Annotated in this window: 18 protein-coding genes and 1 tRNA gene; 6 read left to right on the top strand and 13 right to left on the bottom strand. The window is 40.1% G+C overall.

The window, feature by feature from the left end; genetic code table 11:
* From H5114_RS03620 to H5114_RS03580, 9 genes are all read right to left on the bottom strand, one after another.
* Positions 1 to 73, bottom strand: a tRNA-Lys gene (locus H5114_RS03620).
* 271 nt (positions 74 to 344) lie between these two features.
* A complete protein-coding gene (gene ybgF / locus H5114_RS03615; protein ID WP_124016525.1) occupies positions 345 to 1,082 on the bottom strand; it encodes a tol-pal system protein YbgF in 738 nt (245 codons plus the stop codon).
* A gap of 55 nt (positions 1,083 to 1,137) precedes the next feature.
* Positions 1,138 to 1,674 carry a peptidoglycan-associated lipoprotein Pal gene (gene pal / locus H5114_RS03610; protein WP_124016524.1) on the bottom strand — a complete coding sequence of 179 codons (537 nt, stop codon included), beginning with the start codon at positions 1,672 to 1,674 and terminating at the stop codon, positions 1,138 to 1,140.
* 23 nt (positions 1,675 to 1,697) lie between these two features.
* Entirely contained in the window at positions 1,698 to 3,026 is a 1,329-nt protein-coding gene (gene tolB / locus H5114_RS03605) for a Tol-Pal system beta propeller repeat protein TolB (protein WP_124016523.1), read from the bottom strand.
* 43 nt (positions 3,027 to 3,069) lie between these two features.
* Positions 3,070 to 4,032, bottom strand: a complete 963-nt coding sequence (tolA, locus tag H5114_RS03600) for a cell envelope integrity protein TolA (protein ID WP_182722238.1) — start codon at positions 4,030 to 4,032, stop codon at positions 3,070 to 3,072.
* A complete protein-coding gene (tolR, locus tag H5114_RS03595; protein ID WP_182722237.1) occupies positions 4,033 to 4,461 on the bottom strand; it encodes a protein TolR in 429 nt (142 codons plus the stop codon).
* Positions 4,461 to 5,150, bottom strand: coding sequence for a protein TolQ (tolQ, locus tag H5114_RS03590; RefSeq protein WP_124016520.1), 690 nt, complete (start codon positions 5,148 to 5,150; stop codon positions 4,461 to 4,463). Before tolQ ends, tolR begins: the two co-directional genes overlap by 1 nt.
* The gene (gene ybgC, locus H5114_RS03585) at positions 5,140 to 5,541 is read right to left on the bottom strand and encodes a tol-pal system-associated acyl-CoA thioesterase (RefSeq protein ID WP_124016519.1); all 402 of its coding nucleotides are present in this window, start codon (positions 5,539 to 5,541) and stop codon (positions 5,140 to 5,142) included. Before ybgC ends, tolQ begins: the two co-directional genes overlap by 11 nt.
* A gap of 1,125 nt (positions 5,542 to 6,666) precedes the next feature.
* Positions 6,667 to 7,536, bottom strand: coding sequence for an OmpA family protein (locus tag H5114_RS03580; RefSeq protein WP_124016518.1), 870 nt, complete (start codon positions 7,534 to 7,536; stop codon positions 6,667 to 6,669).
* A 187-nt stretch (positions 7,537 to 7,723) separates the two neighbouring features.
* Between H5114_RS03580 and rnt the strand changes: the two genes are divergently transcribed.
* A complete protein-coding gene (gene rnt / locus H5114_RS03575) occupies positions 7,724 to 8,389 on the top strand; it encodes a ribonuclease T (protein WP_124016517.1) in 666 nt (221 codons plus the stop codon).
* 143 nt (positions 8,390 to 8,532) lie between these two features.
* Here rnt and H5114_RS03570 read toward each other — a convergent pair whose 3' ends face one another.
* Complete coding sequence (locus tag H5114_RS03570; RefSeq protein WP_124016516.1) at positions 8,533 to 9,138, bottom strand: peroxiredoxin; 606 nt, start codon at positions 9,136 to 9,138, stop codon at positions 8,533 to 8,535.
* A gap of 388 nt (positions 9,139 to 9,526) precedes the next feature.
* Here H5114_RS03570 and H5114_RS03565 point away from each other — a divergent pair, with 388 nt between their 5' ends.
* On the top strand, positions 9,527 to 10,849 hold the full coding sequence (locus H5114_RS03565; RefSeq protein ID WP_124016515.1) for a Na+/H+ antiporter family protein: 1,323 nt from the start codon (positions 9,527 to 9,529) through the stop codon (positions 10,847 to 10,849).
* Positions 10,850 to 10,994: 145 nt separating this feature from the next.
* Here H5114_RS03565 and upp read toward each other — a convergent pair whose 3' ends face one another.
* The gene (gene upp / locus H5114_RS03560) at positions 10,995 to 11,621 is read right to left on the bottom strand and encodes a uracil phosphoribosyltransferase (protein ID WP_124016514.1); all 627 of its coding nucleotides are present in this window, start codon (positions 11,619 to 11,621) and stop codon (positions 10,995 to 10,997) included.
* A gap of 241 nt (positions 11,622 to 11,862) precedes the next feature.
* On the opposite strand from upp, the gene purM reads away from it, so the two are divergent.
* Positions 11,863 to 12,900: a phosphoribosylformylglycinamidine cyclo-ligase gene (gene purM, locus H5114_RS03555; RefSeq protein ID WP_182722236.1), complete on the top strand. Its 1,038-nt coding sequence runs from the start codon at positions 11,863 to 11,865 to the stop codon at positions 12,898 to 12,900.
* On the top strand, positions 12,900 to 13,544 hold the full coding sequence (gene purN / locus H5114_RS03550; protein WP_124016512.1) for a phosphoribosylglycinamide formyltransferase: 645 nt from the start codon (positions 12,900 to 12,902) through the stop codon (positions 13,542 to 13,544). Before purM ends, purN begins: the two co-directional genes overlap by 1 nt.
* 90 nt (positions 13,545 to 13,634) lie before the next feature.
* Here the strand turns inward: purN and cysB are convergent, their stop codons facing one another.
* Positions 13,635 to 14,612: an HTH-type transcriptional regulator CysB gene (cysB, locus tag H5114_RS03545; protein WP_124016511.1), complete on the bottom strand. Its 978-nt coding sequence runs from the start codon at positions 14,610 to 14,612 to the stop codon at positions 13,635 to 13,637.
* Between the two features lie 388 nt (positions 14,613 to 15,000).
* Between cysB and H5114_RS03540 the strand changes: the two genes are divergently transcribed.
* Together H5114_RS03540 and H5114_RS03535 are read left to right on the top strand one after the other, a co-directional pair.
* Positions 15,001 to 15,780 (top strand): hypothetical protein, encoded by a 780-nt coding sequence (locus tag H5114_RS03540; protein ID WP_182696963.1) that lies wholly within the window; start codon positions 15,001 to 15,003, stop codon positions 15,778 to 15,780.
* Between the two features lie 569 nt (positions 15,781 to 16,349).
* Complete coding sequence (locus tag H5114_RS03535) at positions 16,350 to 16,784, top strand: DUF4878 domain-containing protein (RefSeq protein WP_182697080.1); 435 nt, start codon at positions 16,350 to 16,352, stop codon at positions 16,782 to 16,784.
* Between the two features lie 629 nt (positions 16,785 to 17,413).
* On the opposite strand, the gene hrpA is transcribed toward H5114_RS03535, so the two are convergent.
* Positions 17,414 to 21,289 (bottom strand): ATP-dependent RNA helicase HrpA, encoded by a 3,876-nt coding sequence (hrpA, locus tag H5114_RS03530; RefSeq protein WP_182722235.1) that lies wholly within the window; start codon positions 21,287 to 21,289, stop codon positions 17,414 to 17,416.
* Positions 21,290 to 21,309: the final 20 nt, after the last annotated feature.

Below are 21,309 nucleotides of genomic sequence, written 5' to 3'. Positions count from 1 at the left end.
TGGGTCGTGAAGGATTCGAACCTTCGACCAATTGGTTAAAAGCCAACTGCTCTACCAACTGAGCTAACGACCCATCTTGGTTTTGCAAGAACATCTATTCTTACTGGGGAAAAAGCCAACTGTCTTTCTTTCAAGACCAACTGAGCTAACGACCCATCTTGGTAACTAAGAAACACTAACTTAGACAGTAACGATAGAATAAGTTATGGCTCTTAACACCCCCAGAAGGCTATGCCGTTCTGAGGGCGCCTATAATACCTTTTTCAATTTCTCATGCAAGCGCAAATTTATAATTTCTTGTTGTTTGCATGAAAAACAGACTAAGAGGCTGTTTTTTGTCTTGATTAGCCTTTCAATGCCGATAATTGCTGCTGTGCAAGGCGTGCAGATGCACTATCTGCATACTCTTTTAATACTTTATTATAAAGCGATCTGGCGCCGGCTGAATCATTTTCTTTTTCGGCAATCATGCCCAGTTTAACTAAACTGTCAGCACGCTTATTTGAATCAGCAAACTTACTGACAACGGTACTAAAAGCTTGTTTCGCGTCATTGTATTCACTTTTATTATACAATAACTGACCTAACCAATAGTTTGCATTAGCGGCATAATTAGATTCAGGGTATGTTGATATGAAGGTACGAAAAGCAGGAATTGCTTCATCGTATTTACGTTCTTTGAGGACTAAATTCACTGCAGCCTCATAGCTTCCGGTTTCATCCAACGTTGAACTGGCAGCCGCCACTGTTGTCGCGTCAGCTTGAGCTGGCACTGCTGGAGTTGATGACTTAGCAGTAAGATTAGCAATTTCTTCATACAGCTGTCGTTGACGCTGCAATATCTGATTCATTTGATAATTTTGTTGCTCAGTAATACCTCTTAACTCTAACACTTCATTTTGCAACGAGTCCATACGGCGCTGCATATCAAACTCGCCTTGCTGCTTTGCTTTAATGATGCGTTCTAATCTTGACACTCTGTCATTATTAGAACCACCTGCAACATCTTCAACAGGGGCTGGAGCAGCAAAAGCTGAAGCCGTTGTGAAAAACATTGCCGCAACTAATATGGCTTGTTTCATTTTTATCTCCTAAAAAAAGGCCAACCGATAAAGGTTGGCCTTGTACTTCTTTTACTTAGTAAACTAACACACCACGACGGTTTTTAGCAAAACCAGTATCGTTACGAGAAAAATCCAATGGCTTTTCTTCGCCATAACTGACTATGCTCATTTGGCCAGCCTGAACGCCCATACCTTGTAAATACTTAGCAATCGCTTTAGCACGACGCTCACCTAGTGCAATGTTGTATTCAGGAGTACCACGTTCGTCAGCATGACCTTCAATCAATACGCGAACATTTGGATGCTCAACTAAATAGTTACCATGAGCTTGAAGTATTTCAGCATTTTCGCTTTGAACTTCACTACGGTCAAAATCAAAATAAATGATATTTTGACGACGTAATTCCTGTTCTTTTAAACGTTGCTGCTCTGTTGGGCTTAACACAGGAGCGACACCACCTGTTTCAATACCACCAACACCATATTCACTACCTGTACCACTCATAGAACCGTTAGCGTCAGTTTCAGAGTCTGAAGTTGAGCTACAGGCACTCAGTGCCATAAGCGGAACTGCAACCAACATAGCTTTAAACAACTTATTCAGATCCATTTTAAATCCTTATCAATATCTATTTAGAGAAACGGAGACCATGCTGGTGATTTCACCTCGCCTTGGCCGACAGGCAATCTTGCTTTAAATCTGCCATCCATAGAAACAGCAGCTAATACTTGCTTACCTTGATGGGTTGTACCGTAGATAACCATAGTGCCATTAGGGGCAACACTTGGCGATTCATCAAGTTGAGTTGATGAAAGCACCTGCATAAAACGTGTTGCAAGATCCATTCTAGCAATATGGTACTTACCGTTAGTACGGTTTACAAAAATCATACTACGACCGTCTGGGGTAATTGAACCACCGAGGTTCCATTCTCCTTCAAAAGTCATGCGCGAGACTTTATTTGTATCTAAATTTACTCGATATAACTGTGGCTTGCCACCTCGTTCAGACGTAAACAAAATAGACTTACCATCTGGGAACCAAGAAGGCTCGGTATCAATTGCGTAATGGTCTGTGATACGTCGAGCAGCTTTAGTTGTTATATCAATTATATAAATATCTGGTTGACCGTCTTTTGACAAAGTGACAGCGAGTTTTTTACCATCTGGTGAAAATGCTGGCGCACCATTTATGCCATCAAAACTACTCACTAAAGTGCGTGTTTGACTATAAATGTCTTGCACAAAAATTTCGGCTTTTCTATTTTCAAAACTCACATACGCTAAACGACGACCATCAGGAGACCAAGTCGGTGACATCAATGGCTCAGGTGAGCGCAATAACATTTGCTCATTATAGCCATCATAGTCAGCAATCATTAGATGGTAAGGTGCTTTTTGACCTTGTTTTACCACAACATATGCAATACGGGTTAAAAATGCACCACGAATTCCTGTCAGCTTTTCATAAACAATATCACTGATCCGGTGACCATATTGTCTAAATTGGTTTGCACTGATAACGGTTTCACGGCTTTCAAGCAATAACTCACTGTTATTCTGAGGTCCTTTGCCAGCTTGAAGCTGTGCTTTAACTAAATCAATGAGTTCAAAACTCACTAAATACTGATCGGCCCCATAGGGCTTAATCGAGCCAACAACAAGTGCTTCAGCTTCAACATTAGTCCAATTCTGAGCAGTAAAATCATTCACTGACGCAATAGATGACTGTGGTAATGCACGTACATCGAGAGTTTTAAAGGTACCGCTACGAGCCAAATCAGATACCACAACATCAGAAATAGATGCTGGAGCAGGACCTTGCCCTTGCCATACAAAAGGCACCACAGCTATAGGTCTTGCTGCATCAACCCCTTCTGTAATCACAATATCTAACGCTGCGCGAGCGGGTGTAGTTAACACTATCAATACCAGCGTTAGCCATTTAGCCAAATTTTTCATGCGACTCCTTTTAACTCAATTCCATCATTAAATACGATTAATATTAATTAAATTCCGGTGAAACGGTTAAATTAATTTCTTTTAATTGCTGATAAACAGCCGGTTCAGGTGACACAGGTAACCGCCCTGCTTTATTTATTGAGGCTTTCGCTGCTCGACAAACAACCTGATCACCGTCTAACGTTTGGCTTGTTGTTACAAAACCATCTGCAGCTAGACGAATAAATACCCGACAGCTTTTACCACGCATTGACTCATCAACCACTAGATTTCGTTGAATAGTGGCAATAATCATAGCCTTATATTTATCAACCTCTGACAACACCTGCTTATTGCGCGTTTTAGAAAGTGAGTCTTGCTCTGCAGCCATAGCTTCAGCCATTTCACGCTCTTGACGCGCTTTATTATCAGCTTCAGCTTTACGTTTACGCTCAGCATCTTCCTTCCGTTTACGTTCATCTTCAGCACGTTGACGTTCTTCTTGAGCTTTTTTCGCAGCAGCTTCTTCTTGCTTACGCTTTTCAGCTGCTTTCTTAGCAGCATCTTCTGCAGCTTTTTGTTCCTGTTCTTTCTGTTTGCGAACCACTTCAGCTTTATCTGCGCGCTCTTTTTCTAGTACCTGCTTTGCTTGAGCAGCTTTAGCGGCATCATTGGCCTTTTGAGTTTCCTGCTCTTTTTGTTTACGCTGGATCTCTAAGGTTTTAATTTTTTCCTGCTCGCGTTCACGCTCGCGACGGGCTTCTAATGCTTTACGTTCTAATTCTGCTTGACGAGCCTTTTCTTGCTGAGCCACATCTTGTTTTTGCTTCTTTAACTGCTCAACTCTATCATTCACTTTCTGTTGATCAATCACGATCGCTTTCAAAGCTGGCGCACTTGCAGCAGCCGTTTGCATTACCTTCGGCTTATCGTCAAAACTAATGCCTAAAGCCAAGATGATGATAAACCCAATGTGAATACCAGCAGAAATAGACATCGGTACAGTTAAATCTGATTTGCCAGCCACCTATTTCTCCTTTGGTGAATCGGTCATTAACCCTACTGCTGGTACACCAGCGCCTTGCAAGCTAATCATTAATTGAATAACACTTTCGTAAGGTATTGCACGATCGGCCTTTACGACTACAGGCCTTAACGGTTCAAGTAGGATTAACGCGCCAACTTCAGTTGATACCTGCTCTAAGTCCATTACCTGAGAATTTGAGCTACTACCTGTATTCAAGAAATATTGCCCATCAGCGTCAATTGAAGCAACGATAGGAGGCTTACTGTCCGGTGGTAAAGATTCCGCATTACCTTGCGGTAATTCTACTTTGACCCCTTGGGATACAATAGGCGCTGTCACCATAAAAATAATCAACAACACCAACATAACGTCGATGTAAGGCACAACGTTGATTTCTGCAACTGGGCGACGACGTTTACGCTGATACATTAAACAGCTTCCTTCTCGCTATATGCTTGACGTTGCAATATGTTGGAGAATTCTTCCATAAAGTTAGCATAAGTCATTTCAATTTTATCAACTTGCGTTGTAAAACGGTTATAACCAATAACAGCAGGGATAGCGGCAAACAGACCCATTGCCGTGGCAATCAATGCCTCTGCAATACCAGGAGCAACCATTGCAAGAGTTGCGTTTTCTACCGCACCTAGCGCAATAAAGGAATTCATAATCCCCCAAACAGTTCCGAACAAACCAATGTATGGGCTCGTTGAACCAATGGTTGCCAATAACGGTAAATGGTTTTCAAGTTTTTCCATTTCACGTGACAAACTCACTCGCATCGCTCTAGAGGTGCCATCCATAACCGCTTCAGGTGCTTTACTGTTTACTTTACTCAAACGGGTATATTCTTTAAAACCAGCAACAAACATCGATTCTAAGCCAGAAATCGCACTTCCTCTGGCTATCAGTTCTTTATAAAGTCGATTTAAGTCCACTCCAGACCAGAAAGTATCTTCAAAACGTAATGACTTGACTCTTGCTGAGCTTAATAATTTGTTGCGTTGAAGGATCACAGCCCATGAGGCAATCGATAATGCCAACAAGGTCAGCATAACTAACTTTACCAACACACTGGCTTCTAAAAACAAACCAATAAATGAAATTTCAGCGTGCACTGTCAAACTCCTGAACAATATTTAGGGGAATAGCGCGGGGACGCATACGTGATAAAGATATACACGCGACAACCACTGTCGCTTCACAATAGCAATCACCCTGATGATCAACTAGGCGCTGGTGAAACACCAACGACACTTTTTTTAATTCTATAACCTTGGATTCAACGACTAAATCCTGTTCAAACTTCGCTGCTTTACAAAAATCTAATGCAGCATGTTTAACGACAAAAGCAATGTCTTCTGTCAACAGTTCCGCTTGACTAACACCCATCGCTTTTAACCATTGAGTACGAGCTCGTTCGAAAAATTTTAGGTAATTCGAATGGTACACAACACCGCCAGCATCGGTATCTTCGTAATAGACAGAAATGGGCCAAACAAACATAATTTGAACATCAATTTTTAGGTTGTAAAAGTTGGCTTACTATACCGAGTACCAACACGCTTGTGAATAATGTACCAAGGTAAAAACAGACTTTATTTTGCTCAAAATGAACTGAAACACTCGAAAAACCTCAGGAACAGCAAGAGATGAAGCTTTATTAATGTATTCCACCTAATAATTAACAAGCGGTTAACTAAAGTATGCCATCAAGATAGTATATTACTTGGCGCTGACAGCCGACAATTAGCCCTTGCGAAAGTAAAAAATGTAACCACAAATGAATATAAAATAATCGCTGCAGTCCCATTATCGCACGTCCACATAAACGTAAACGTTAATAAAAGTTAAGCTAAAAATACACTCCACTTAAATATGGTTTTGAGCGAGGTAAAGTGCGGCTTATTTATCACACTATTCTGGGACAGGATCAAAAGAAACTGACCTGAAGTATTTTCATCGCAGTAACTGAAGTCTATTAATAACGATTAAGAGCAATATTAATCACATTGTGGAACATTATTAGGCTTTATGATTTACGCAAATATGTTCTATTTGTTAAATAATATTATTACACAATTATCTAATCCGAATACTTATGCAAAAAATGTAAATAACAACTTAGAAAACCGCTATATAAGCCGATTAGGCCATATATAAAAATATAAGACCATTAAAAAGGATTAGTTTTACTAATCGTAAAGAGTAATTTTTCTAGTTTGTCAGTTTAGTGTATTAATTCTATTATGATCTTGTTTTCAAGACATGTGATTCAGATATTGAAAATCAAGAACTCCAAACTGATGTAACCCAATACCTCAGTTTTCTTTAGTTCTTATGTTTGACTTCCTTCCTTAGATTTGTTGATTGCAAATTATTTAGCCCACTTGGATTAAGTGGGTTTTTTTTGTCTTTTTTTTGCCGCAGCAATCAACATTAATCTCATATGAGTATACATCTTGGTATTCAACCTTCAGCATCGAACCCGTTAATAAAAAGTTAGTAAGCTTTTTACACTTCGGCATTCAATCAAAAGGTATTTATGTTAGCTCAAGGCCAAAGAGATAGTGATAAATAAACAACTGAGTTTAACTGCGCTAAGTAGCGCAGTTAAAAAATAAATGAGAGGAATTAGATAGGCTTGGTTATTTTAATTACAACTCGGCGATTTAGCTTACGTTCTTCGGCAAGATCATTGCCTGCAACATGGCGTTTTTCACCATGACCGGATGTATGAATACGATCTTTAGGGATACCGCTAGCAATTAAAATATCTTTCACTGAGGCAGCTCGTTTATCTGACACCCTCTGATTAATAGAGCGCCCACCGTAACTGTCTGTGTATGCATCAACTAAAATCAGCTCAACGTCTGGATCAAAAGACAAGTAACGCTGTATTTTTTGTAATTGCTGGGTAGAAAAACGCGTCAGTTCTACCCCACCTTCTTGATAATTTAATACTGTAAAAGCGATATCATCAAAACTATAAGGCAGTAAATTTGCTAAGCAAGCGCGAAACTCACGATATTTTCCACCGAAATTAGCTGAAGAGATGCCCACTGCAATTTTAGTATCGTTATTGTACCAATCAGCATAATAAAACGTCGGCTCCATCCCCTGACTCAACTCATTTAACATTGACCAGGCAGCTTTTTTAGGCACTTCACCATTAAACTGCTTACTGTAAGTTAACTCAGTAATTTCTTTAGCATTATGCCCTGGACGCCAGCTAGGGGCTCGGCTAATTAACGTTGCTTTAGTCACAGCATCAGGCTTGAGCCACATATCTAAGGTGAAACTTAAATTTAAACTTTTCCCGGCTCTACTGGTAAATATTGCACGGCCATAATCAGGAATATCATGCTCCAAGCGACACTCTATTGGATTATTCTCGCCAACACGCCATGCTGAGTTTTCAAGTGATGCAACGTAGTGCCTCAAATCAGCATGGGCTGTTGAGCAAAGACACAAACTTGTGAGAACGATCAGTTTTCGCCACATAAAAACACCCTTTATACCTAGTTACATTCTTACTATCGGCCCCAAAGTCTGTTCCTTTAGAAAACAATCATGGTTAATCGATGATAAAAACCACAATCAAACATGACACTGCGCTTGAGTTTGCGCATAATACTCGGCCTACATCATTTGCACCGATAAATGATAGCTATTGAGGATAAAGACTGTAATGACTGATATTTGCGACGCTAACAAGTTTAAACACCGCTTTCGTGGCTATTTCCCTGTGGTTATCGATGTCGAAACAGCAGGGTTTAATGCCAATACCGATGCGTTGCTTGAAATTGCAGTCAGCTTATTAAAAATGAATAGCGATGGGATTATTGAACTTGATAAAACGCTTCACTTTCATATTGAACCTTTTGAAGGGGCAAACTTAGAACCTGCAGCACTGGCGTTTAATGGTATTGACCCCACCAACCCACTTCGTGGAGCCGTTGACGAAAAAGTCGCTTTTTTAGAAATATTCAAAGAAGTCAAAAAGGCTCAAAAAGCAGCTGATTGCCATCGCAGTATTATTGTTGCTCATAATGCCGCTTTTGACTTAGGTTTTGTTAACCAAGCGATTGAACGAAATGGCTTAAAGCGTTCTCCATTTCATCCTTTCGCAAGTTTTGATACTGCAACACTAGCAGGTCTTGCGATTGGCCATACAGTGTTAGCTAAAGCATGTAAAATGGCTGGAATAGCTTTCGATAATAACGAGGCGCATTCAGCTTTATACGATACTGAACGCACGGCCGAATTATTTTGCCTAATCGTTAACCGTTGGAAGGCGCTCGGCGGTTGGCCGTTAGTGGACCAAGATGATAGCAAGGATCTTGCAAACGAATAGTTAAGCCCAGTATTTTTACCACTTTTCGCCGGCTATTAATGGCCAACTATTTATTTACATCGACAAACTCAATACTAAACCATGAGTTTGATCCAATAAAAAAGCTGCCGAAGCAGCTTTTTTATTGTCTCTAATACGCCAAATTATAGCTTATCAGAGTTGTCTTTTAAGTATGCCGCTACACCTTCAGTGCTTGCAGTCATACCCTTTTCGCCTTTTGACCAGCCCGCTGGACAAACTTCGCCGTGCTCTTCATGGAACTGAAGTGCGTCAATCATACGGATCATTTCATCAACGTTACGACCTAGTGGTAAATCGTTAACCACTTGATGACGAACCTGGCCTTCTTTATCTACTAAGAATGAACCACGGAAAGCCACACCCGCTTCAGGATGTTCAACATCGTATGCTTTACAAATTTCGTGCTTAACGTCAGCAACTAGAGTGTATTTAACTTGGCCAATACCACCCTTGTCTACTGGAGTGTTACGCCATGCGTTATGAGTGAACTGTGAGTCAATAGAAACACCTATCACTTCAACACCACGCTTAGTGAACTCTTCCATGCGGTGATCAAAAGCAATTAGCTCAGATGGACACACAAAAGTGAAATCAAGTGGGTAGAAGAAAATAACCGCAGGCTTACCTTTAATTGCGGTAGTGAGGTTAAATGTGTCAACAATCTCACCAGAACCAAGAACGGCTGCTGCTGTAAAATCTGGGGCTGGACGGCCTACTAATACGCTCATTATCTATCTCCATTTAATGGCTTAAACACTCGACAACGTTATAAGGTTCTTACTAAATAGTGATCTAGCAAACAATTAACTATAACGTTGGGACATATATCAGTTGTATACCATACATCTAATTCAACGGACTTATAAGTTATTTCAGATGAAAATTGGTTTACCTGCTGAAAAATAAAACATCATGACGCTTTGAATAATATCTTTCCAATATGACAAGATGATTTGTTGAGAAGATTTCACTGATGCCTTACTTGCAGCAACTGATGAACGTTAGTCAATATTGCTAAAAAATCAGCATAAACAATCAAAAAAGCGATATACGCTGGACAAATAGACTATTGGCAGTCAAGAATAGCCGCCTCACTTACTTTTAAGAAAAATGATTATGAATGCGGTTGTCATCGCGGTTTGCTTAATGTTGTTTTTAAGCTTTATTCGAATTAACGTTGTGGTGTCATTGACCATTAGTGCTGTTGTCGCAGGTATCGTTGGTGGATTAGATATTCATCAAACAATAGCAGCATTTAATGACGGCTTAGGCGGCGGTGCTCAAATCGCATTAAGTTATGCATTACTCGGTGCCTTCGCCGCAGCATTATCGCATTCAGGTTTAACAACGTTAATTTCTCATTCAATTATAAAAAAACTGGGTAAAGAACCTAATAGTGGTAATACCCAAGTTGTACGGTGGTTGTTATTGATCACGATACTGTTAATGGCAATATCATCGCAAAATATTTTGCCTATTCATATCGCCTTTATTCCTATCCTTATTCCGCCACTATTGCATGTGATTTCTAAGCTCCATATCGACCGACGTCTTATTGCCTGTATTCTGACATTCGGTTTGGTCACCACTTATATGATATTACCTATCGGTTTTGGTGGCATTTTCCTCAATGACATCCTGTTAGCAAATTTAAACACTAATGGCTTAAATGCAGTAGCCGAACAAATACCTAAGGCAATGTTACTACCAGCAATAGGTATGGTTGTTGGTCTGCTTACGGCGATATTTATTAGTTATCGCAAACCTAGAGAATACATGATTGAACAACCTGTGATCAGTGACAGTATTTCAACCACCATTAGCCGAAAAAGTTTGTTGGTCTCACTCTCTGCCATTTTGGCGACGCTAATTGTTCAATTACAAACTGACTCGATGATATTTGGCGCATTAAGTGGATTTATCATTTTTCGGTTTTCAGGAATAATCAAGCACGAAGTCAGCAAAGACTTGTTTAATCAGGGCGTGCACATGATGGCTAATATTGGCTTTATTATGATTGCAGCGGCAGGCTTTGCAGCAGTAGTTAAGTCAACTGGTGAAGTTAGCACACTGGTAACCTCTTTAGGTGACATCATTGGTGACAACAAGGCATTAGCTGCGCTATTGATGCTGATTGTTGGACTGTTAATTACAATGGGAATTGGCTCTTCATTCTCAACGATTCCTATTATCGCCACCATTTATGTGCCATTAGCTCTCAGTTTTGGTTTCTCGATTGCGGCAACCATTGCACTCGTCGGCACAGCCGCCGCACTTGGTGACGCAGGATCGCCAGCATCGGACTCCACTCTGGGCCCCACTGCTGGTCTCAATGCCGATGGGCAACATGACCATATTCGAGACAGCGTTATCCCAACGTTTATTCACTATAATATCCCATTACTGATATTTGGCTGGATTGCAGCGATGGTATTGTAAAATAGGCTAAATACTGACGAGCTGTCTTGATATAATAAAAAACGGGAGCCTAACAAAGGCTCCCGTTTTTTATTGTCTGGTATTAAAGCATCAAGCCATCTAACAATGGTCTTTAACATTGAGCATAAAAATCACTCAGTTAATATTACTTAGTACCGAATATCTTGTCACCAGCATCACCTAAACCAGGCAAAATATAACCTTGCTCGTTTAAACAATCATCAATTGCTGCGGTATAAAGTTCAATATCAGGATGCGCAAGTTCAAGCGCTTTGATACCTTCTGGCGCGGCAACCAAAACCAGTGCTTTGATCGAAGTACAGCCACGTTTTTTCAGTAAATCGATAGTCGCAATCATCGAACCACCGGTGGCTAACATAGGGTCAACCACTAATGCGATACGCTCTTCGACATTACTGACTATTTTTTCAAAGTAAGGCACAGGCTGTAATGTTTCTTCATCACGATAAATACCGACAACAGAAATACGAGCACTAGGTAAGTGCTCAAGCACACCATCCATCATTCCTAAACCCGCACGTAAAATAGGCACGACAGTGACTTTCTTACCTTTAAGTTGATCAATAGTAACAGGGCCATTCCACCCCTCTATGGTAACCGTTTCAGTTTCAAAATCAGCTGTTGCTTCATAGGTTAATAAACTGCCAACTTCAGTGGCAAGTTCGCGAAATCGTTTGGTGCTGATATCTGCTTCACGCATCAAACCGACTTTATGACGAACCAGAGGATGCTTTACTTCAACGACTTTCATTTATTTCTCCTAGATTTCTGACTATTTCAGGCAAATTTGATAAATGTTAGACGATTTATCCTCTCTATAAAACATAAAGTTTCAAAATTGCTGTAAATCGTGAGCTAAACCAATAAAAAATAGGCAAATCATCGTTTTCTTTATAGGATAAAGTAAAAAGATGGCTTCCGACTCGCACGACAAACTGGTAGAATATCGGCGCATAAAATTCCATAAAACGATGTACCCTAGAGGATCCTCCGTGACCACTCCAACCCCCCTAAGTTACAAAGACGCCGGCGTTGATATCGATGCAGGTAATGCGTTAGTAAACAACATTAAATCTGCGGTAAAACGCACTCGCCGTCCAGAGGTTATGGGCAATTTAGGTGGTTTTGGCGCATTATGCGAATTACCAACTAAATATAAACACCCTGTACTGGTTTCCGGCACAGATGGTGTTGGCACTAAATTAAGATTAGCTATTGATTACAAAAAGCATGACACCGTGGGTGTTGATTTAGTTGCAATGTGTGTCAACGATCTGATTGTTTCTGGTGCTGAACCACTTTTCTTCCTCGATTATTATGCAACAGGTAAGCTTGACGTTGAAACAGCTACCTCTGTTGTTACAGGTATCGCTGAAGGTTGTTTCCAATCAGGTTGTGCTTTAATTGGTGGCGAAACTGCTGAAATGCCAGGCATGTATGAAGGCGAAGATTACGATCTAGCTGGATTTTGTGTTGGTGTTGTTGAAAAAGCAGACATCATTGATGGTACCAAAGTCAAAGCGGGTGACTCACTTATCGCTCTAGGTTCTAGTGGTCCTCATTCAAATGGTTACTCGTTAATCCGCAAAGTATTAGAAGTGAGTCAAGCAGACCCGCAGCAAGATCTTGCTGGTAAGCCATTAATAGACCATTTACTTGAACCAACAAGAATTTATGTTAAGCCTTTATTGAAGCTGATTGAACAATCAGACATTCATGCAATGGCACACATTACCGGTGGTGGATTCTGGGAAAATATCCCACGCGTGCTGCCTGATGATTGCAAAGCTGTCGTCAAAGGTGACTCTTGGCAGTGGCCAGTGGTGTTTGATTGGCTAATGACAAACGGCAATATTGCACAACACGAAATGTTCCTAACATTTAACTGTGGTGTCGGTATGGTGATTGCACTGCCAGCAGATAAAGTCGATGCCGCATTAGCATTATTAACCGCCGAAGGCGAAAATGCTTGGTTAATAGGTGAAATTGCTTCTCGTCAAGGTGACGAAGAGCAAGTGGAGATCATCTAATGAGCCAAAGCTGTCGTGTTGTGGTACTGATTTCCGGTAATGGCAGTAATCTTCAAGCTATCATTGATGGTTGTGATGATAATTTAAAAGCTAACATTGTTGGAGTGATCAGTAACAAGCCGGATGCTTATGGATTAATACGCGCCCATCAAAGCGAAATTGATACCAGTTGTGTTATTCCTTATGCCAATGAAATACGCAGTGAATATGATGCGCGTTTATTAAAGGCAATAGAAAAGTATCAGCCAGACCTGATCGTTCTAGCCGGATTTATGCGTATTTTAACTGATGATTTTGTTAGCCATTTCCTTGGAAAGATGATTAACATCCATCCATCGTTATTGCCTAAATATCCAGGATTACACACACATCAGCGTGCTATTGATGCTGGCGATACCGAACACGGCGCCAGTGTACATTTTGTGATACCAGAACTCGATGCTGGACCTGCTATATTGCAAGCTAAAGTGCCGATTTACCCTGAAGATGATGCTGAAACATTAGCAGAGCGTGTTCACGAACAAGAACATGCTATTTATCCACTGGTGGTAAAATGGTTCAGTCTGGGTCGTTTGACTATGACTGATGGTAAAGCTTATTTAGATGGCCTATTAATCGGTGAATCAGGGTATGCGCCGGACTAATCTGTCACTCAGCTTTTAACAAGCTGCTCATAAAAAAACCTCGCTGACATGCGAGGTTTTTTATGTAACAAACAAAAATGATATTAAGTACTAACGTACTGGTAGGTCAATATTAGAAAACATTTCATCAATCAATTGTTGGTCACGAAGAGCCACGGCTTTTTCAACAACATCTCGGGTTAAATGCGGTGCAAAATGACGCATAAAATCATACATATAGCTACGTAAAAAGCTACCACGTCTAAAGCCGATTTTGGTTGTACTATGGGCAAACAGATGACTTGCATCAATTGCCACTAAATCTTTATCAACCGCAGGATCAATTGCCATTGAAGCAATCACCCCTACACCAAGCCCCAAACGAACATAAGTCTTAAGGACGTCAGCACTGGTTGCACTAAACACCACGCGCGGATCAAGATCTGCACGCTTAAACGACTTTTCAATTTCAGATGCTTTATCAAAACCAAACACATAAGTGACCAATGGAAACGTCGCTAAGTCTTCGATACTGATTTTTGCCGATTGAGAAGCTAGCGGGTGATCCCGTGTGACGACAATTGAACGATTCCAATGGTAACAAGGCAACATAATGAGATCGGTATATAGATGCATCGCTTCTGTCGCAATGGCAAAGTCCGCATCGCCTCTGACTGCTTGCTCACTGATTTGTGAAGGCGTGCCCTGATGCATATGTAAATTAACTTTTGGATATCGTTTAATGAACTCACGAATTATTTGTGGCAGAGCATAGCGAGCTTGAGTATCTGTCGTAGCAATATTCAATTCCCCCTGATTGGGCTTGGTATATTCTTCAGACACCTTCTTAATACTATCGACCTTGCCAAGTATATCATTTGCAATATCAATAACTTGCTGACCTGCAGGGGTCACGTGAGTCAAGTGTTTACCACTTCGACCAAATATTTGAATGCCTAATTCATCTTCTAGCATTCTAACTTGCTTACTAATACCGGGTTGTGAAGTATAGAGATTCTCAGCCGTTGATGACACATTTAGGTTGTGTTTAACAACCTCTGCAATATATCTAAGTTGTTGCAGCTTCATGGTTTTATCCTTGATTTAACCGGCACTCATCAGCAAATATGCAAATAAGAAAAAATCGGTCGTTGTTTTACATAACAAGAACAATTGTTCAACTATAATAAAACGTTATATGACACTTGAAATGTAATATAAATAGGAATAACGAGCAAGTAAAAATAGCGGTTATTGAATCGACTTAGCTTTTTTATAAACATCTTGGTTAGTCTGTTTAATGATTTATCAACAAAACGACTTATTATTCAACGACAGCCACGATAACATACGCTAAGATATAGAATCTTTTTGATGAAATTTTATTAGCACAGCTTATTCCAACATCAAATTTACTTCTAGCCATCGTTGTTTGGCTATACTTACCATGTGATATGAAAGATAAAATGGAACCTTTATGTCCTTAATTTTGGTATTAATTCTTATTGGTGCACTGCTACTGCTGATTATTGGCTTTAGTATTGTCCAACAACAAAAAGAGCGTGCAGAAGCCGAGCGTCGCATAGAAATTGCTCGTCAGCGCGCCATCATAGATGAAACCGATGCCGTCTTATCTAACACAGGTATGACACCATCTTCTAGCCATATCATGTTAATCCTTTATCGCCGCATTCAAGATGCTTTAGAACAGTCATTATTACATGCATCAGGGCAATTAAAATCTGATTACGAACGTCGCTTAAACGACATAAAAGCACAAGTATCTAGTGTATCTAGCTCAGCAAGCCAAGTCCCTGCGATTGAGGGCTTCCGCCTACCTGATAATGACAGACAAGTTTTAGAGTTAGTCAAAACACTCAAAAAACTTAAAGCGATTTTACGAGCTGAACATAACAAGGGAAAAGTTGATCCGTCTATTTTTAGTCAAGAAGAAATGCGTATTGATAACCTTCAATTAAGAATTAATGTTGAATCTATGATTACTCGAGCACGTGCCGCTTGCTTTATGAAACAGTACGGTTCAAGTAAACAGATGGTCACTAAAGCTTTAAACACTTTGCACACGATCAAGGGACAAACGCCGAATGATCCTTTTATTGCTCGTAAAGTCGATGAAGCCAAGCAACTACTCGATGAAATAATGGGTGCTCAAAAGCATAGTGAACCAAGTGCACCAAAACAGAAAAAAGAAGGTGATGATCTTGATATGCTATTTCAACCGAAAAAGAAATGGTGATGGTCTTGCTTTAATTTTGCTATAAAAAAAGCCTCGTTATGAGGCTTTTTTTATAGGCGAAATTGATTTTAAGTAAAGTCGTCGTTACTTTTTAACCACACACAAAACATCACTTAATACAAAGGCTTAGTGATATAAACAACATTCGTCAACAAAGTTGTCCACAGATTCTGTGGATAACATTTTAATCAGTTATTATTACTGGATTAATAAGTAATAATTCATCTGTACGCTGATACGGCATAGCTGGCTGTGTACAACTCGCGTAAAGTTACTATATTGATTTATGACATGTCATATAGAGCGCGTCAAGCCATTAAGATCAAAAGTACTCTCTTATGCTGTCAATTGAACAAATAATAGTTTATCCACTCATTTATTATCTGCTTCTATATTTCCAATATACAAAATCTCACTTATTCGTCCCGGTAAGCAATGGTTAACATGATGGCGATCTATAAAAGGATGGTTTATATCACTCCTATCCTTGTAAGCCATGACATAAATCGAGATACTGGTTAAAATTATAAAAACAACTGTATTAGAATATGATGTTAAATATGAATTTGATAAGAGTTTTACCTTTTTTCCTGCTACTCATTCTCAGTGCCTGTGGTCAATCAGATGAATTTGGCGAAGCCCAACTCACGCCAGAACAAGTATCCTTGGGCTTCTTCGAAGCAATTTATGTCGATCGTGATGTAGATAAAGCAAAAAAGTTTGTCTCTGCTGATATCCAAGAGATCATGGATCACTACCATATTGCATCTGCGGTACAACGACATGTCTTAGGCTTATCCATGAAGCAAGTAACTATGTCTATCGATGAGATTGATATCGATTTCTTCCGTAAATTCACCGATGACGTAACAGTGGTGGTTAAAATGCAAGGATTGAAAGGTGGCAGAAATTGGATTGATGATCGAACTATCCGTCTACATAAAATAGGTAATACTTGGGTTATTGTTGAAATATTAACTGAAAAAGGTCGTATTGAAGGTTGATATTGAATAGGCTTAAGTATTGTCTTCGCTTCATTGCACTATTGGATAGAATAGCTATTAAATTGTCATTCAATAAATACTTAGCCATATTAAAGTAGTGTAATCAGTAATAAAAATAGCAGCCTAGGCTGCTATTTTTATTTTTAGTGTCGGAGTTTTTTTAATGTAGTGAACCAAGTGTCAGTACATCAATATGCTCGTTCAATCGTCTTATTCTTCGTCAGAAGGTAAAGACTCTAACACGTCATCTTTCACTTGATAGTAAGCATTTTCGTATTCATGAACTTCCATAATAACTCCAATCTTTTAGGTCGTTTTGTAGGTGTAGGCCTGTCTTTTTATTTACAGCAACAAGATGATAAATCTTTAATATAGACAACATCTTGTTAATGCTGAGGGGATGACATTTGCCTTACAGAGAGAAGACTGACAATCACATTCTTCATGCCGTGGAGTATAACAATAGTCAGATCACAATCAAATCAAAATTACGAAAAACTTTCAGTTTTGTAGGTTTTTTATTGATATAACCTATAAAAACCCCATTTTTAGCAAAAATAAATGAAACACTTTCAGTTTTACATAAAAAAGCCGATGCATGGCATCGGCGATAATATTATTCTCAACAATTATATTTGGCTAATATGGTTCAATACTCGCTTTTCTGAAATAGGATAAGCAGTGCCTAGCACTTGGGCAAAACATGATACTCGATACTCCTCAATCATCCAGCGAGCTTCAATCAATGCTTCAGGTATTGCTTGTGAACGCGGCACTTTAGCTAATTGCGCCGTTAACGCCTCTTGTACTTTAGCAATGCTATGCATGTGTAATCGATCGCGTGTTGGGTCAACAGGTAGCTTATCGAGTCTATTTTCAATGGCTCTGAGATAACGGCTCACATCGGTTAAGCGTTGCCAACCACAATCCTCAACAAAGCCTTTATAAACCAGACTATCAAGCTGAGTTTGAATATCACTCATCGCAAAGGCAATATCCAGGCTAATTTTACCTTTTAAACGCTTCTTAACACGTTGATAAATAGTTAATATTTGCTCAACATTTAATGCTATTTGCTCAGCAGTTGGGTTAAGCTCTTGGCGAACCCAATCTTTTGCTTGCTCGAACTGCTGTTCATTGCGAATATCGAGTTGCTTTTTATCTAATAACTGCTGCACCGCGGCATTAATAATATCTTCAATTAATATCTGCACTTGGCCGAAGGGATTAAAGTACATTGCAAGCTTAGCTTTATTAGGTAATGCTTGCTGTAAGTGCTTCACTGGCGAAGGGATATTAATCAATAACAACCGACGCAGGCCTACTCGATGATGGCGCTTAGCTTCGTGTTCATCATCAAATAGCTTGATCGCCACATCCGTTTTATTGTCTATTAAGGCAGGATACGCTTTTACTTCGTAATTGCCTTTACGCTGCTGATATTGAACCGGTAAATCACCAAACGACCAGCTAGTTAAAGCTTGTTGTTCAATGCCTTTATCAGCCACTTTACGAATAGCTTTGGCAACTACCCCTTGTAACTGACCTTTTAACGCTTCTAAATCACGGCCTTGGGCGACTAAACGACTTTGATCATCTTCAATCTTAAAGTTCATCTTAAGATGTTCTGTTAGTTGCGTTAAATCAAAATCATCAGCCGATATGCGTACACCACTCATACGCAGTAACTGTTTACACATAGAATCGAGCATCGATAACTCAAACGGTTTCATCGCTTGATAACATGCTCGGGCATAGTCTGGAGCAGGCACAAAATTACGGCGTAAATTTTTCGGCAGTGACTTGATCAACGCAATGAGTTTCTCTTGTCGTAATCCCGGTACAAGCCAATCAAAATCACTGTCGTCAATTTGGTTGATCAGTGCAACCGGAATATGTACAGAGACTCCGTCATCAGCGCTAGCAGGTTCAAAATGATAGCTCACAGTTAAGGCTAAATTCCCTTTGTGCCATATATCAGGGAAATCAAGCGCCGATATATGCTCGGCACTTCGCTGCATTAACAAGGCTTGGCTGTAATCAAGTAAATCAGGGGTTTGTTGGCGAGCTTTTTTCCACCACGCAAAAAACAACGGCCCGTTAAAAATACCTGCAGGGATCAAGGGTTCATAAAAATCCACCAGCACTTGCTCATCGACTAAAATATCTCGACGACGAGACTTATGCTCTAGTGTTTCAATGTCATTGAGTAGCTGCTGGTTATTTACAAAAAAAGCTTCTTTAGTCTGTAACTGCCCTTCTGCTAAGGCGCTACGAATAAAAATCTCTCGAGCCTCAATAGGCTCAATAGGCCCATATTGCACTCGACGGCGATTAACGATAGTTAAGCCATAAAGCACTTGGTTCTCAAGTGCGATAACACTTGCTGCTTTAGCTTCAAAATGCGGTTCAAGATAATTCTTTTTCACTAAATGGCTCGCAAGCGATTCCAACCATTCAGGATCAATTTTAGCGCAACAACGGGCAAACAATCGTGACGTTTCAGTCAACTCTGCGGCCATAATCCACTTAGGACCTTTTTTGGCTAAAGGCGAACCCGGAAACACAAAGAACTTACGGTTACGCGCCCCTAGATACTCGTTGTTCTCGCCTTTAAAACCAACATGACTTAACAAGCCCGATAATAATGCTCGATGTAACTGTTCATAACTGGCTGCACTGTCATTAATACGCCATTTCAATTCATGAACAGCTTGTTTCACTTGAGTATATAAATCTTGCCATTCACGCACGCGTAGATAGGCGAGATATTCATCGCGACATTGTTTTCTAAACTGACTGGCTGACAACTCATGCTTTTGATCTTTAACGTGGTCCCATAACTTAACCCAACTGGCAAAATCAGAGTCTTTATCGGCATAGCGACGATGACATTCATCAGCTGCTTGTTTTTTATCCACAGGACGTTCACGCGGATCTTGGATAGATAAACCAGAGGTAATCACTAATGCTTCATGCAAACAGCCTAATTTGTTCGCTTCAATAACCATTCGAGCTAAACGAGGATCAAGTGGAATTTTAGCTAAATCTTTGCCCAACGGGGTTAACACTAAATCATTACCTGATTTCTTCACTGCTTGTAACTCTTCAAGCAATAAAAAACCATCACGAATATGTTTTTGATCCGGTGGCTGAATAAATGGAAATCCGCCAATGTCACCCAAACCAATCGCCAACATGTGTAAAATCACCGAGGCAAGATTAGTCCGCAAAATTTCAGGATCGGTAAATTCTGGGCGCTGAATAAAATCCATTTCATCGTAAAGTCGAATACAAATACCAGGGCCTACACGACCGCAACGTCCTTGACGTTGATTAGCACTGGCTTGGGAAATAGGTTCTATCGGCAAACGTTGTACTTTAGTCCGGTAACTATATCGGCTTATGCGAGCGGTTCCAGGATCGATAACATAACGGATCCCTGGAACAGTTAATGAGGTTTCAGCAACGTTAGTGGCCAGTACAATGCGCCTACCAATGTGACTTTTAAACACTTTAGATTGCTCACCGTAAGAAAGGCGCGCATATAGTGGTAATACTTCAGTATCGCGATATTGCTGTTTATTGAGTAAATCAGCTGTATCACGGATCTCGCGCTCACCATTCATAAAAATTAAAATGTCGCCGGGCCCTGCCGCCATGAGCTCTTCAACAGCAGCAAAAATACCATCGCTGACATCTAAATCTTCATCGCTATCGCGAACTAGAGGACGGTAACGCGTTTCAACGTCAAAGGTACGCCCTGATACTTCAATAACTGGCGCGTTATTGAAATGTTTTGAGAAACGGTCTACATCGATGGTTGCGGAAGTAATAATGACTTTTAAATCAGGACGTTTTTTTAATACTTGCTTTAGGTACCCTAAAATAAAATCAATGTTTAAACTGCGTTCATGCGCTTCATCGATAATAATCGCATCGTACTGGTTTAAAAATCGGTCTGAAGTGAGTTCCGCTAACAAAATACCATCGGTCATCAGTTTGATATAACTGTTGTCGCTCAGAGCATCTGCAAAGCGAACTTTAAAACCAACAATATCACCTAAAGGGCTATTAAGTTCATCAGCAATACGGTTGGCAACACTTCGAGCGGCTAGACGACGAGGTTGAGTATGGCCAATTAAGCCACGAGTGCCTAAGCCAAGTTCAAGACAAATTTTAGGTAACTGAGTCGTTTTACCCGATCCCGTCTCACCCGCGACAATGACCACTTGGTTATTGGCAATGGCAGAAGCGATATCATCACGTTTTTGTGACACAGGCAGTTCGTCTGGGTAATGAATAACCGGTCGAGACTGTAAGCGCAACTGCGCTTTGGCATAGGCTTGCTGCGCAGCTTCAGTTAACTGCGCTAACGTTTGGGATTTTTTTTCAGACTCGGCTTCTTTATTGACACGATACAAACGACGTCGAATTTTAGCGGCATCGGTTTGATAACAAAGATTGAGATACGCCTTAGATAGCGGGTGAAGGTCCGAATTCAAATCTGATTCCCTTGCTTACA

The organism is Shewanella sp. SR43-8 (genome assembly GCF_014163775.1).
Classification (GTDB): Bacteria; Pseudomonadota; Gammaproteobacteria; order Enterobacterales; family Shewanellaceae; genus Shewanella; species Shewanella vesiculosa.
The sequence above is the reverse complement of the archived record's forward strand: the minus strand, read 5'-3'. Positions and strand labels throughout refer to the sequence as shown.

Excerpts from the sequence above, each read along its gene's own strand:
- cysB (WP_124016511.1), bottom strand. The coding sequence starts at position 14,612 with ATGAAGCTGCAACAACTTAGATATATTGCAGAGGTTGTTAAACACAAC.
- H5114_RS03580 (WP_124016518.1), bottom strand. The coding sequence starts at position 7,536 with ATGTGGCGAAAACTGATCGTTCTCACAAGTTTGTGTCTTTGCTCAACA.
- H5114_RS03565 (WP_124016515.1), top strand. The coding sequence starts at position 9,527 with ATGAATGCGGTTGTCATCGCGGTTTGCTTAATGTTGTTTTTAAGCTTT.
- H5114_RS03570 (WP_124016516.1), bottom strand. The coding sequence starts at position 9,138 with ATGAGCGTATTAGTAGGCCGTCCAGCCCCAGATTTTACAGCAGCAGCC.
- rnt (WP_124016517.1), top strand. The coding sequence starts at position 7,724 with ATGACTGATATTTGCGACGCTAACAAGTTTAAACACCGCTTTCGTGGC.
- upp (WP_124016514.1), bottom strand. The coding sequence starts at position 11,621 with ATGAAAGTCGTTGAAGTAAAGCATCCTCTGGTTCGTCATAAAGTCGGT.
- H5114_RS03540 (WP_182696963.1), top strand. The coding sequence starts at position 15,001 with ATGTCCTTAATTTTGGTATTAATTCTTATTGGTGCACTGCTACTGCTG.
- pal (WP_124016524.1), bottom strand. The coding sequence starts at position 1,674 with ATGGATCTGAATAAGTTGTTTAAAGCTATGTTGGTTGCAGTTCCGCTT.
- tolR (WP_182722237.1), bottom strand. The coding sequence starts at position 4,461 with ATGTATCAGCGTAAACGTCGTCGCCCAGTTGCAGAAATCAACGTTGTG.
- purN (WP_124016512.1), top strand. The coding sequence starts at position 12,900 with ATGAGCCAAAGCTGTCGTGTTGTGGTACTGATTTCCGGTAATGGCAGT.
- tolB (WP_124016523.1), bottom strand. The coding sequence starts at position 3,026 with ATGAAAAATTTGGCTAAATGGCTAACGCTGGTATTGATAGTGTTAACT.
- ybgF (WP_124016525.1), bottom strand. The coding sequence starts at position 1,082 with ATGAAACAAGCCATATTAGTTGCGGCAATGTTTTTCACAACGGCTTCA.